The organism is Blastococcus sp. SYSU DS0973, assembly GCF_054051055.1.
Genome location: NZ_JBJHAN010000004.1, coordinates 105935 through 118650 on the forward strand (window position 1 = coordinate 105935; position 12716 = coordinate 118650).

Genomic DNA, 12716 nt, shown 5'->3' on the forward strand with positions numbered 1-12716 from the left:
GGCGGGTCAGGAGCGGGGAGCCGCGGGGCGCTGGGCGGCGAGCCGGCCGGCCCTGAGGCCCTCGGGGGTGGCCTCGGAGCGGACGACCTGGCCGGTCTCGACCACCTGCTTGAAACGGGTCAGGTCGTCGCGCACCTGCTGCTCGGGCGACTGGCCGAACATGCCGGCGACGACCTTGCCGAGCCGGCCGCCGGGCTGGGCGTAGGCCAGCCGCACCCGCACCTCGGTGCCCCGGTCGCCCGGTGCCGGGCGGAACTCCACCCAGCCGGCGTTCTCGATGCCGCCGCCGGCCAGCGAGCGCCACCGGATGCGCTCGCCCGGCGAGTCCTCGACCACCTCGGCGTCCCACTCGACGGTCCGCCGGCCGGGCGCCTCGGCGACCCAGTGCGAGCGCGTTCCGCCGTCGAGCGTGCGCACCTCGCGCACGTGGGCCATGAACTCCGGCAGCCGGGAGAAGTCCCGCCAGCGGTCGTAGACCTCCTGCGGGCTCCTGTTCACCGTCGTGGCCGACGAGACGTCGATGGCGCCCTTCCACGGGGCCGAGGAGGGCAGCAGCTCCCGCGCCGGCCCGCGGCTGCCCGGACGGCGGGAGCGCGTGGCGGTGAGCAGGTCGAGAGCGGCCAGGCCGGCGACGGCGACCGTGGCGTTGCGCACCCGGCGTCCGCGCTCTCCGTCCCGGTGGGAGAGGGCGATGCCCAGGGCGGCGAGGTCCACCGCGTCGCCGGCGACCCGGGTCCAGGCCCAGCCGGGGCGGCCGGCCAGTAGCGGCAGTGCGTGCAGGAGTTCGCGCGCGCCCACGACGGGGATCACCGAGAGCGCGGTGGCCGAGTCGTCGACGCCGGCGACCCGTGCGACGCCCTGCGGGTCGCGCAGCATGGCCACCCCGAGGCCGGTGCTGGCCAGACCCAGGACGCGAGCGGTGCGGCGCAGGCCGGGACGGTTGCGGCTGGAGCTCATCAGGTCCTCCGGTTCGATCGGTGCCCCGACCGGCTACCCGGCGGCCCGGTGCGGAAACGGCCGGTGGCGGGCGCGACCGCGGGCGGGCGAGGATGCACACCATGGCTTCCTCGTTCCCGTCGTCCGTCGGCACCCGCACGCTCGGCCGGGAGGGGCTGGTGGTGTCCGCCCTCGGGCTGGGCTGCATGGGGATGAGCCAGATGTACGGCCCGGCCGACCGGGACGAGTCGATCGCCACCGTGCGCCGGGCCCTGGACCTCGGCGTCACGTTCCTCGACACCTCCGACGTCTACGGCAGCGGGCACAACGAGGAGCTCGTCGGCGAGGCCATCGCCGGCCGCCGCGACGAGGTCCAGCTGGCGACGAAGTTCTCGCTGTCCCGCAACGACTCGGGCGGGGTGGACATCGACGGCCGCCCGGAGAACGTGCGCGCCTGCGCCGAGGCCAGCCTGCGTCGGCTCGGCGTGGACACCATCGACCTCTACTACCAGCACCGGGTCGACCCGCGGGTGCCGATCGAGGACACCGTCGGGGCCATGGTGGGGCTGGTCGAGCAGGGCAAGGTGCGGTACCTCGGGCTGTCGGAGGCCAGCGCCGCCTCGATCCGCCGCGCGGTCGCCGTGCACCCGATCGCCGCCCTGCAGAGCGAGTGGTCGCTGTGGACGCGCGATCTCGAAGTGGCCGGGGGCGGTGGGCCGGGCGGGGACACCGTCCTCGCCGTGGCCCGCGAGCACGGGATCGGGATCGTGCCGTTCAGCCCCCTCGGCCGCGGATTCCTCACCGGAGCGATCCGCAGCCCGGAGGACTTCGGCGAGGACGACTGGCGCCACGGCCACCCACGGTTCACCGGAGAGGCGTTCGCGGCGAACCTCCGGCTCGTGGATGCGGTCCGCGACCTGGCCGCCGCCAAGGGGGTGTCGCCCGGCCAGCTGGCCCTGGCGTGGGTGCTGGCCCAGGGCGACGACGTCGTCCCGATCCCCGGCACCAAGCGCCGCTCCTACCTCGAGGAGAACGTCGGCGCCGCCGCCGTCGCGCTCACCGCCGACGAACTCGCCCGCCTGGACCGCATCGCCCCGCCGGGAGTGGCCGTGGGCGGCCGCTACGTCGACAGCTCCTACGCCTACGGGGACAGCCCGGAGAGATCCGCATAAGCGGGTTCCCCACCGCAGGCCGGGAGGACGACGCCCCTCCGTGACCGCGGACCTGTCGCAGCGGCCGCAGGACCCCCGGTGTCCCGCGGAATCCGGTGGCGCGCGCGGAACCGGGCGGCCGGCGGCACCGTTGACCGGTCAGCAGAGCCGGATCGCGGCTCCCGGCGAGGAAAGGGGCGAGCACACCATGGCGTCGCTGTTCAGCAAGGCCGTCCAGTTCGCCAACAGCCCGAAGGGCAAGCAGGTCCTCCGGCAGGCCACCGACAGGGCCCAGCAGCTGGCGAAGGACCCCAAGACGAAGGCGAAGATCGACGACGTGCGCCGCCGCATCCAGGGCGGCGGCCGGGGTGCGGGCTCCGGCCCGGCGCACTGATCCGGCGGGCCGGCCCCTCCCCGTCAGGCGGGGGCGGGCCGGCTGCCGGTCCGCAGCCGATCCAGGGCGGCGTCGTGCAGCTTGCCGTTGGTGGCCAGGGCGCTGCCGCCGGCCGGGCCGGGGGCGCCGGTGACGTCGGTGAAGCGGCCGCCGGCCTCCCGCACGATCACGTCCAGGGCGGCGAGGTCCCAGATCGACACCTCGGGCTCGCACGCGATGTCCACCGCGCCCTCGGCGAGGAGCACGTAGCTCCAGAAGTCGCCGTAGGCGCGGGTTCGCCACACCGAGCGGGTGAGGCCGAGGAATCCGTCGAGCCCGCCCCGCTCCTCCCACCCGGAGAGGCTCGAGTAGCTGAGGCTGGCGTCACCGAGCTGCGCGACCTCCGACACGTGGCACCGGGTGGCCGACTCCAGTCGGCGCCCGGTCCAGGCGCCGACGTCCTTGGCCGCCCACCAGCGCCGGTTGAGCGCAGGCGCCGACACCAGCCCGACCACCGGCTCGTCACCGTCGAACAGCGCGATCAGCGTGGCCCAGACGGGGACGCCCCGCACGAAGTTCTTCGTGCCGTCGATCGGGTCGAGCACCCAGCGGCGGGATCCGTGACCAGTCGTCCCGAACTCCTCGCCGAGCACGGCGTCGCGGGTGCGCGCCCGGCTCAGCGTGATCCGCAGCATCTCCTCGACCGCCCGGTCGGCGTCCGTGACCGGCGTCAGGTCCGGCTTGGTCTCGACCGTCAGGTCCTGGGCCTTGAACCGTTCCATGCTGATCGAGTCGGCCTGGTCGGCCAGCACGTGTGCCAGCCGCATGTCCTCTGAGTAGCCCCGACCCGACGTCATGGGCACCCAACCTAGCGGGGCGTCAGTCGAAGACGGCGGAACTGACCCCGCTCGGGCCCTCGTACTCGCGGTCCTCGATTCCCTTGAGGGCGTCGAGGACCTCCTTGTCGCCGCCGTGCGACTCGGCGTGCTCGACGATCTCGTCCTTGCCCGCGGGGTAGTCCATGCCGGACAGGGCCTTCTGGATGTCGATGGGGCTCACCATGATCGGGTCCCTACCCGCCGGCCGTGCACCGATGCACGGATACCGTCGGTCGCGTGGACGCAGCGACGATCGCGGGACTGCTGGCCGATCCCGTGCGGCTGAAGGTGGTGGCCGCGCTGGCGCTCGGTGCCACGACCATCGAGGAGGTGGCCGCGGCCTCCGGGGCGTCGCTGAAGGACGTCGCGCTCGCCGCCCGGCGGCTGGCCCGCGCCGGGCTGGTCGCCCGCGACGGGCACTCCCTGGCGCTGCACACCGAGCGGTTCGGGGCGGCCGCCCGCGCGGCGGCGGAGGCCGCGCCGCCACCGGAGCCGATCTCCGACGACCCCGCCGCCGATGCCATCCTGTCGGCGTTCGTCCGCGACGGCCGGCTGGTGTCGATCCCCGCCCAGCGCAGCAAGCGGCTCCTGGTCCTCGACCACCTCGTGCGCGTGTTCGAGCCGGGCGTCCGCTATCCCGAGCGCGAGGTGAACGCGCTGCTGGCCGTCTGGCACCCCGACGTCGCCGCGCTGCGCCGCTACCTGGTGGACGAGGGGCTGCTCAGCCGGGACGCCGGGGTCTACTGGCGCAGCGGTGGCTACGTGGAGGTCTGAGGCCCCGCCGGGTGTCGGCTCGTGGTGGTGCCCCGGCCGGCCGACACCGCGACGAGCCGACAGGTCGTGACGTCGACAAGTCGCTCGCCCGCGCAGCGGCCGGGCGGCACACTCGCCGCGTGCCCACCCCGTCGGCCGACGCCTTCGCCGCCCTCGCCCGGTCCTCGCCGTGGCGCTGGTCGACCCTGCGCTTCACCGTGTCGTGGCCGGGTGACCCGTGGAAGACCGGCGAGCTGCGGGCGTGGCTGCGCCGGCCTGACGTGCTGCGCGTGGAGACGGCCGGGGGCGCGCTGCTGCAGGTCGTCCGGGAGCCGCCGAGGAACGCCGCGCCGGAGCCCGGGCTCCGGCCGGACGGCCTGGTCGCGGAGCGGCGGTCGTCGTGGGACCACTCGCTCGACGACCCGATGCACCAGGACTACCACTGGGTGGCGATGCTCGACCCGGTGGAGCTGGGCGACGGACGCGATCCGGACACCGATGCCCTGGTGCCGGCGCTGGAGCTGGAGTCCGTGGCGGAGGTCGAGCACGCCGGGCGGCCGGCGTGGCAGGCCCTCGTCCGGCCGACCGACGCCTACGAGCCGCGGTGCGGCTGCTGCCCGCTGCTGCGTACGAGGCCCGTCGACCTGGCCGAGTGCGGCGCCGACGGCCGGCACCTGCTCGATGCGTACCCCGACGCGTTCCGGGTCCGGCTGGACGCGGAGACGGGGGTCTGCGTGCTGACCGAGGCGGTCGGGGGCGACATCGCGGGACGGGGCCACGACCTGCGGATCGAGGCGGTCGACGAGCCGATGGACGACGACCTCTTCGTCCAGCCTCGTCGGCGCTGGTGACGTGCTGGAACGGCCCCCCCCCGTGCAGGGACCCGCGGTGAGCGTGCGAGCCGTGGGGGCAGGGCGTCCTTCTAGTAGCCGGGACCGACCTGGCCGACCGCGCCGAGCAGGACCCGCAGGGCGCTGAGCTGCTGCTGCCGGCGCGGCGGGCCGGCAGCCGCCCAGGCGTCGAGGGCGCAGTCGGGGTCGTCGGCGGTGTGCCCGCAGCCGGGCGGGCAGTCGGTGGCGGCCTCGGCGATGTCCTCGAAGGCGGAGAGGACGTCGTCGGCGGTGACGTGGGCGAGGCCGAACGAGCGGATGCCGGGGGTGTCGATGACCGTGCCGCCGCCGGGGAGGTCGAACAGCACGGCCGACGACGACGTGTGCCGGCCCTTGCCGATCTTGCTGACGTCGCCGGTCGCCCGGAGGGCATCGGGCACCAGCCGGTTGACCAGCGTCGACTTGCCGACGCCGGACTGGCCGACGAAGACGCTCATCCGGTCGCGGAGCCGGCCGACCAGGTCCTCGAGCGGGAGCTCGCGGGACATCGGCACCGCGTCCAGGCTCAGCCCGGCGTAGCGGTCCAGCAGCGGCTGCGCCGACGCGAGATCGGTCTTGGTGAGGCACAGCAACGGCTCGAGCCCGCCGGCGTAGGCGGCGACCAGGCACCGGTCGAGGAAGCCCAGCGCGGGCTCGGGGTCGGTCACGGCGGTGACGATGACGAGCAGGTCGGCGTTGGCGACGACGACCCGCTCGGTGGGGTCGGTGTCGTCGGCGGTGCGGCGCAGCGACGTCGCGCGCTCCTCGATGACCACGATCCGGGCGAGGGTGTCCGTACGGCCGCTGGTGTCGCCCACGAGCCGCACCCGGTCGCCGACGACGACGCCGTGTCGGCCCAGCTCCCGCGCCCGCATCGCGGTCACGTCGACCGGCCCGCCGTCGGGCCCCTCGACGCGGACGGTCATCCGCCCGCGGTCGACGGCGATCACCAGCCCGGGGACGGCGTCGGCGTGCGTGGGGCGGGTCCGCGTGCGGGGCCGTGAGCCGCGGCGGCTCGGCCGGACCCGGACGTCGTCCTCGTCCATGCGCCGGGACCCTCGCTGGTTGCCGCTCAGCGCGCGCCCCCTCGCTCTCCGAGGAGGCCCGCCCACCGCTCCCGGAAGTCGGGAAGCGTCTTGGTGACCGCCCCGGGATCGGCCACCCGCACGCCGTCGATCGCGAGCCCGAGAACCGCGGCGGCCATCACCATGCGGTGGTCGGCGTAGGAGCCCAGCACGGCCGGGCGCCGGGGGCCCGGCTCGATCTCCAGTCCGTCGGGGAGCTGGCGGACGCGGGCCCCGACTGCCGTGAGCACCTCGTCGAGGGCCTGCAGCCGGTCGGTCTCGTGCCCGCGGAGGTGCGCGATACCGGTCAGCCGGGAGGTGCCGTCGGCCAGCGCGCACAGCGCGGCCAGCACCGGCGTCAGCTCGCCGACCTCGCCGAGGTCGGCGACGAGCGGTTGCAGGGTGCTGCCGCCGGAGACCCGCAGTCCGCCGTCGGGCGTGCGGGAGACGTCGGCGCCCATCTCCGGCAGCAGCCGGTCCAGCTGGGCGCCCGGCTGCGTGGTGACCTCCGGCCAGTCCCGCACGGTCACCGTTCCGCCGGTCACCAGCGCCGCGGCGAGGAACGGGGCGGCGTTGGACAGGTCGGGCTCCACCACGCGGTCGACGGCGCCGATGGGGCCGGGGGAGACCCGCCACCCCCGGTCGGTCGCGGCCACCGCCACCCCGTGCTCCCGCAGGGTCGTGACGGTCATGTCCACGTGCGGGAGGGACGGGACGCCACCGGCCAGCGCCAGGTCCAGCCCGTCGTCGAAGCGGGCGGCGGCCAGCAGCAGTCCCGAGACGATCTGCGACGACTCGCTCGCGTCGACGGTCACCGCGCCGCCGCGCACCCGGCCGGTGCCGTGCACGGTGAACGGCGCCCGCCCGCGGCCGGCGTCGTCCACCTCGACACCGAGGGCCCGCAGCGCGGCGATGAGCCCCGCGTTGGGCCGCTCGTGCAGCCGGGGGTCGCCATCGAGCCGCACCGGCCCGTCGGCCAGCGCCGCCACCGGCGGCAGGAAGCGCAGGATCGTGCCGGCCAGCCCGGCATCGACGGCGGCCGGCCCGCGCAGCGGGCCGGGGGTGACGACGGCGTCCTCGCCGTCGTCGTCGATCCGCACCCCGAGGGCGCGGAGCGCCCCGGCCATGAGATCGGTGTCGCGCGCCCGCAGGGGCCGGACCAGCCGGCTCGGGCCGTCCGCCAGCGCCGCCAGCACCAGTGCCCGGGCGGTCAGGGACTTGGACCCGGGCAGGGCGGCGACGGCGTCGACGGGAGCCGGGTGGTGCGGCGCGGACCAGACGTCTGTCACGTGACCTCCTCGCCAGCGCTCGTCGGTCACGTGACAGCGCTGTGCCCAGCGTTCGGGTGAGCTTGCAAGCTCGCTCACCCGCTCAGTCTGCCCGTTGGCCCGCGCCGCGCCTCCCGCGCACCCGATCAGCCAGCCTGCGGCTTCGCGGCCTTCTTGATCGGCACGGTGCGCACCAGCCGCCGGTTGGCGAACTCGAACATCGCGAGCTCGGACAGCTCACGGCCGTAGCCGGAGCGCTTGATGCCGCCGAAGGGCAGGTCGGGGAAGGACGCGGTGGGCTGGTTGATCCACACCATGCCCGCCTCGAGCCGCTCGGCGACGGCGCGGGCACGCTCGAGGTCGCTGCTCATCACGGTCGCGCCCAGGCCGAAGTCGCTGCTGTTGGCCAGTTCCACGGCCTCGTCGGCGTTCCCGACCTTGTAGACGACGGCCGCCGGACCGAAGAGCTCCTCGGAGTACGCGCGCATCTCCGGCGTGACGTCGGTCAGGATGGTGGGCTCGACGAACGCGCCGGGGTGCTGCGGGCGTCCGCCTCCGGAGACCACCGTGGCGCCCTTGTCGATCGCGTCCTGGATCTGGGCGTGCAGGTCCTGCGCCGCGCGCTCGCTGGACAGCGGGGCCAGTGACGTCTCGGGATCGGCCGGGTCGCCGGGTGCGAAGGTGGAGAACGCCTGCTTGAGGCCCTCAACGAAGGGCTCGAAGAGCTCCTCGGTGACGATCAGTCGCTTCGATGCCGTGCACGCTTGGCCGGTGTTCTGCATGCGGCCGGCGGTCGCGGCCTTGACGGTGGCGGCCATGTCATCGGCGTCGAGCACGATGAACGGGTCGCTCCCCCCCAGCTCGAGCACCGACTTCTTGAGGTGCTTGCCGGCCAGGGCGCCCACGGAGCTGCCGGCCCGCTCGCTGCCGGTCAGGGTGACGCCCTGCACCCGCCGGTCGGCGATGACCTGCTCGACGTCGCTGATGCGGAGGAAGACGTTGGTGAACAGGCCTTCGGGCGCGCCGGCGTCGGTGAAGAGGCGCTCGATGGCCTGGGCGCACTGCGGCACGTTCTCGGAGTGCTTCAGGACGATGCTGTTGCCCAGCACCAGGTTGGGCGCCGCCACCCGGACCACCTGGTAGAAGGGGTAGTTCCAGGGCTCGATGGCGAACAGGACACCGACGGGCTGCGTCTCGACGACGGCTTCGCCCTTGCCGAACATCGGGTCGATCCTCGTCGGCTGGAGGAAGTCGGCACCCTTGTCGGCGTAGTACGTCAGGATCATCGAGCAGAGCTTGAGCTCGCCGACGGCCTCCGCGTGGCGCTTGCCCATCTCCCGGGTGATCAGGCTGGCGTACTCGTCGAGTCGCTCGCCCAGCAGCTCGGCGGCGCGCGCCACGATCGCGGTGCGCTCCTCCACAGGACGGCCTCGCCACTCCTGGTACGCGACGTGTGCACGTTCGAGGATGCCGTCGATCTCCCCCGTGTCGAGGAAGGGGAATTCCTGCTCGGTCTCCCCGGTGTAGGGGTTGACCGTCGCGTACGGGCGGGCCGCGGCGTCGCTGGCGGTCTTCGGGTGCTCGGTCGGTGGCTTCTGAGTCACGGTCACGCGGTAATCCTCGTCTCTCGTCGGCTGTTTCGACAGGGGGGCCTACCCGTTCCGGCAGCGGACACGCACGGGTTCCGCGTCGGCGCACGCACCTACAGTGCGAACCGTCAGTCCCGCCCGTCCCCGAGGAGGCACCCGTGTGCGGTCGCTACGCCGCCAGCCGCAGCCCCGATGACCTCGCGATCGAGTTCGAGGCGGTGCCGGCCGGCGGACAGCCGGCGCTGCCCGCCGACTACAACGTCGCCCCGACCAAGGACGTCTACGTCGTGCGGCACGCCAAGGAGCGCGACGCCGAGGGCCGGCCCACGGGCGGCGGCCACCGGGAGGTCCGCGCCGTCCGCTGGGGGCTGGTCCCCTCCTGGGCGAAGGACGCCTCGGTCGGCAACCGCATGCTCAACGCGCGGGTCGAGTCGCTGATCGAGAAGCCGGCCTTCCGCATCGCGGCCCGGTCGCGGCGCTGCCTGGTGCCGGCCGACGGCTGGTACGAGTGGGCCAAGCGGCTGGACTCCCCGGCGAAGCAGCCCTACTTCATCACCCCGGAGGACGGCTCGGTGCTCGCCCTGGCCGGCCTGTGGGAGGTGTGGGGGAGAGGTGAGGACCGGCTCTACTCCTGCACCGTGGTCACCGCCCCGGCCACCGGGGCCCTGACCGAGATCCACGACCGGATGCCGTTGGTGCTGCCGCGCGACCGCTGGGCCGACTGGCTCGACCCGGCCCGCGAGGACGTCGAGGAGCTGGCCCGGCCGACACCGCCGGAGGTGGTCGCCGGTCTGGAGCTGCGGCCGGTCGGGGTGGCCGTGAACAACGTGCGCAACAACGGGCCCCAGCTGCTGGCGCGGGCGGACTCCGTCCAGGCGCCCGCCCCTCCGGGTGCCCTTCCGGTTCCCGTGCGGAGCAGCGACGACCAGCCCGCGCTGTTCTGACGTGGCCGCGGACGAGGTGGCCGCCGGCGCCGCCGCACCCCCGATGGCGCCGCCCCCGGGCGGCGCGCTGCCGCCCTGGATCGCGGCGGGGCTGACCTTCCTCAGCTCCGGCGCGGTGCTGGTGCTCGAGATCGTCGGTCTCCGGCTCATCGCGCCCTACGTCGGCGTCACCGTGCAGACGAGCACCGCCGTGATCGGTTTCGCGCTGGCGGCGATCGCGGCCGGGGCCTGGTTCGGTGGCGCGGCGGCGGACCGCACCGATCCCCGACGCCTGCTGGCGCCGCTGCTGGTGGCGGGCGGTGCGCTGATCGTCGCCGTGCTGCCGCTGGTCCGGTTCACCGGCGACCTCCTCACCGGCGCGGACGCCGGGGGCGTGCTGCTGCTCGCCGCGGTGGCGGTCGTGGTGCCGGCGGCGCTGCTGTCGGCGGTGCCGCCGATGGTGGTGAAGCTGCAGCTGGCCAGCCTCGACGAGACCGGCGCCGTGGTCGGTCGCCTCTCCGGCATCGGCACGATCGGCGGCATCGCGGCGACGTTCGCCACCGGCTTCGTCCTGGTGGCGGTGCTGCCCAGCAGCGTCATCCTGGTCGCCACCGGCGCGGTCACCGTCCTCACCGGCCTGGCGGTGGCCCTGCTCCTCCGGCGCGGGCCGGGCGCCCGACCGGTGCCCACGGGGCTGCTGGTGCTGGCGGTGGTGGGCAGCGGGCTGGCCGCCGTCGCGCCCACCCCTTGCGAGGAGGAGACCGCCTACCACTGCGCGCGCGTGGTCGCCGATCCCGAGCGGAGCTCCGGCCGGGTGCTGCTGCTGGACACGCTGCGGCACTCCTACGTCGACCTCGAGGACCCCACCCACCTGGAGTTCGAGTACGTGCGGGCGATCGCCGCGGTGACCGACGCGGCCCTCCCCGCCGGAGAGCCCATCTCGGCGCTGCACCTCGGCGGCGGTGGGCTGACGCTGCCGCGCTACCTCGCCGAGGTGCGCCCGGGCACGGAGAGCCTCGTGGTGGAGGTCGACCCCGGCGTCGTCGCCATGGACCGCGAGCAGCTGGGGCTCGAGACCTCCGCCGACCTGCGGGTGCGGGTGGCCGACGGCCGGGTCGGTCTGACCGAGGAACCGGCGGGGCAGCGCGACCTCGTCGTCGGCGACGCCTTCGGCGGGCTGTCGGTGCCCTGGCAGCTCACCACCCGCGAGGCGCTGGAGCTGATCGATCGCGCGCTCGCCGACGACGGTGTGTACGCGGTGAACCTCATCGACCACCCGCCGCTGTCGTTCGTCCGCGCCGAGCTGGCCACCATGCGCTCGGTGTTCGCCCACGTGCTGCTGCTCGCCCGCGCTCCCGTGCTCTCGGGGGAGGACGGCGGCAACGTGATCGCCGTCGCGTCCCAGCAGCCCCTGCCGGCCGGCGCGATCGCCGCCGCGCTGACCGACCGGGACCTCGCCTGGCAGGTCGCCGAGGGCGCGGAGCTGGACCGGTTCGTGGATGGGGCCGAGGTGCTCACCGACGACTTCGCGCCGGTCGACCAATTGCTCAATCCGTACGGCTGAGCGGACGCGCGCGGATGCGACCAGCGACCGGCCGCTGTTGACCGCGCTTTCCCGGACGCGAAGAACCGCGCCAGGGGTTCGGATCGCCGCAGATCGCGACCGCTTGGGCGCGCAGGGGGCGTACTCCGCTCGCGGGTGGCAGCCGTACCGGTTGGGAGTCGTCTCGGTTGGTGGCCCGGGGACGCGGGGCCGCGATACCAGCAAGATCGTACACAAAATATGCTAGCTTCCGTGTGCGCCGGGTGTCATGGCGCACGTCTGGCACGGCAAGAAGGGGGCCCCGGGTGTTCCGGCACGTCGCGGTGTTCGAGTGGACCGAGGAGTCCACGGCCCGGCAGCGGGCGGCCGCTGTCACGGCGCTCGAAAAGTGGGCCGCCGGACCGGCGACCGCCTTCGGGCGGCTCACCGTCGGCGTCGATGCCGGTCTGGCGGAGGGCAACGCGGACGTCGTCGTGGTCATGGACCTGCCAGACCGCGAGACCTATGCCGCCTACGCTGTGGACGAGGCGCACCAGGCCCTCCTTCGGGAGCACGTCCGTCCCATCCTCCGCCGGCGTACCGCCGTGCAACACGAGGTCTAGGAGGTCGGCGTGGATCTAGGACTGAAGGGGCGACGCGCGGCGGTCGCGGCGGCCACCGGCGGGCTCGGCTATGCCACGGCGGCGGCCCTGCTCGCCGAGGGAGCGCAGGTCACCATCTGCGGCTCCGACGCCGGTCGCGCCGAGGATGCGGCGCGGCGTCTGGGCGCCGGTGCCTCCTGGGTCGTCGCGGACCTGGCCGACCCCGACGAGGGTGAGCGGTTCGTCGAGCTCGCCCAGAAGACCATGGGCGGGGTCGACATCCTGGTGCCCAACGCCCCTGGTCCGCCGGCGGGGACCTTCGCCGAAATCGGGGTCAACCAGTACGCGCCGGCGCTCGAGCTGAGCCTGCTCTCCACGGTCCGCATGTGCCTGGCCGCCGTACCCCGGATGCGCGAGCAGAGGTGGGGCCGCGTGGTCGCGATCACGTCGATCGCGGTGCGGCAGCCGGTACCGAACCTGATCCTGTCCAACACCGCCCGTGCCGGCCTGACCGGTTTCCTCAAGACCCTGGCGCGCGAGGTCGCCGCCGACGGGGTGACGGTCAACTCCGTCCAGCCGGGTCTGCACGACACCGCGCGGCTGCGCGCTGTGTGGGGCGAGCGCATCACCGACGAGGTGGCGAAGATCCCGGCCCGCGAGCTCGGCCGGCCGGAGGACTTCGGCGCCACGGTCGCCTTCCTCTGCTCGGACAGCGCCCGGTACATCACCGGTTCGGCGGTTCCCCTGGACGGCGGCATGAACCAGGGCCTGCAGTGACGGTGCGCCCG

General features: G+C 74.5%; 14 protein-coding genes. 8 read left to right on the plus strand and 6 right to left on the minus strand.

Annotation, left to right across the window (positions count from 1 at the left end):
• Positions 1 to 6: 6 nt before the first annotated feature.
• Positions 7 to 957: an SRPBCC family protein gene (locus ACI791_RS09095; RefSeq protein WP_456585761.1), complete on the minus strand. Its 951-nt coding sequence runs from the start codon at positions 955 to 957 to the stop codon at positions 7 to 9.
• 101 nt (positions 958 to 1058) lie between these two features.
• On the opposite strand from ACI791_RS09095, the gene ACI791_RS09100 reads away from it, so the two are divergent.
• Complete coding sequence (locus ACI791_RS09100; protein ID WP_456585762.1) at positions 1059 to 2108, plus strand: aldo/keto reductase; 1050 nt, start codon at positions 1059 to 1061, stop codon at positions 2106 to 2108.
• 130 nt (positions 2109 to 2238) lie between these two features.
• The gene (locus ACI791_RS09105) at positions 2239 to 2481 is read left to right on the plus strand and encodes a hypothetical protein (protein WP_456585763.1); all 243 of its coding nucleotides are present in this window, start codon (positions 2239 to 2241) and stop codon (positions 2479 to 2481) included.
• A 23-nt stretch (positions 2482 to 2504) separates the two neighbouring features.
• Here the strand turns inward: ACI791_RS09105 and hisN are convergent, their stop codons facing one another.
• Together hisN and ACI791_RS09115 are read right to left on the minus strand one after the other, a co-directional pair.
• Positions 2505 to 3317, minus strand: a complete 813-nt coding sequence (hisN, locus tag ACI791_RS09110) for a histidinol-phosphatase (protein WP_456585764.1) — start codon at positions 3315 to 3317, stop codon at positions 2505 to 2507.
• A 22-nt stretch (positions 3318 to 3339) separates the two neighbouring features.
• Entirely contained in the window at positions 3340 to 3522 is a 183-nt protein-coding gene (locus tag ACI791_RS09115; protein WP_456585765.1) for a DUF2795 domain-containing protein, read from the minus strand.
• 53 nt (positions 3523 to 3575) lie between these two features.
• On the opposite strand from ACI791_RS09115, the gene ACI791_RS09120 reads away from it, so the two are divergent.
• Positions 3576 to 4112 carry a DUF2087 domain-containing protein gene (locus ACI791_RS09120; RefSeq protein WP_456585766.1) on the plus strand — a complete coding sequence of 179 codons (537 nt, stop codon included), beginning with the start codon at positions 3576 to 3578 and terminating at the stop codon, positions 4110 to 4112.
• A 119-nt stretch (positions 4113 to 4231) separates the two neighbouring features.
• The gene (locus ACI791_RS09125; RefSeq protein ID WP_456585767.1) at positions 4232 to 4942 is read left to right on the plus strand and encodes a hypothetical protein; all 711 of its coding nucleotides are present in this window, start codon (positions 4232 to 4234) and stop codon (positions 4940 to 4942) included.
• 71 nt (positions 4943 to 5013) lie between these two features.
• On the opposite strand, the gene rsgA is transcribed toward ACI791_RS09125, so the two are convergent.
• The 3 genes from rsgA to ACI791_RS09140 form a co-directional block, all read right to left on the minus strand.
• On the minus strand, positions 5014 to 6006 hold the full coding sequence (gene rsgA / locus ACI791_RS09130) for a ribosome small subunit-dependent GTPase A (RefSeq protein ID WP_456585768.1): 993 nt from the start codon (positions 6004 to 6006) through the stop codon (positions 5014 to 5016).
• 26 nt (positions 6007 to 6032) lie between these two features.
• The gene (gene aroA, locus ACI791_RS09135) at positions 6033 to 7313 is read right to left on the minus strand and encodes a 3-phosphoshikimate 1-carboxyvinyltransferase (protein ID WP_456585769.1); all 1281 of its coding nucleotides are present in this window, start codon (positions 7311 to 7313) and stop codon (positions 6033 to 6035) included.
• A 125-nt stretch (positions 7314 to 7438) separates the two neighbouring features.
• Positions 7439 to 8902, minus strand: a complete 1464-nt coding sequence (locus tag ACI791_RS09140) for an NAD-dependent succinate-semialdehyde dehydrogenase (protein WP_456585770.1) — start codon at positions 8900 to 8902, stop codon at positions 7439 to 7441.
• A 137-nt stretch (positions 8903 to 9039) separates the two neighbouring features.
• Here ACI791_RS09140 and ACI791_RS09145 point away from each other — a divergent pair, with 137 nt between their 5' ends.
• The 4 genes from ACI791_RS09145 to ACI791_RS09160 all read left to right on the plus strand — a co-directional run bounded on the left by ACI791_RS09145 (position 9040) and on the right by ACI791_RS09160 (position 12705).
• Positions 9040 to 9825, plus strand: coding sequence for an SOS response-associated peptidase (locus ACI791_RS09145; RefSeq protein ID WP_456585771.1), 786 nt, complete (start codon positions 9040 to 9042; stop codon positions 9823 to 9825).
• A gap of 1 nt (position 9826) precedes the next feature.
• The gene (locus tag ACI791_RS09150) at positions 9827 to 11368 is read left to right on the plus strand and encodes a fused MFS/spermidine synthase (protein WP_456585772.1); all 1542 of its coding nucleotides are present in this window, start codon (positions 9827 to 9829) and stop codon (positions 11366 to 11368) included.
• A 284-nt stretch (positions 11369 to 11652) separates the two neighbouring features.
• The gene (locus ACI791_RS09155; RefSeq protein WP_456585773.1) at positions 11653 to 11949 is read left to right on the plus strand and encodes a Dabb family protein; all 297 of its coding nucleotides are present in this window, start codon (positions 11653 to 11655) and stop codon (positions 11947 to 11949) included.
• A 9-nt stretch (positions 11950 to 11958) separates the two neighbouring features.
• Complete coding sequence (locus tag ACI791_RS09160) at positions 11959 to 12705, plus strand: SDR family oxidoreductase (protein WP_347057774.1); 747 nt, start codon at positions 11959 to 11961, stop codon at positions 12703 to 12705.
• Positions 12706 to 12716: the final 11 nt, after the last annotated feature.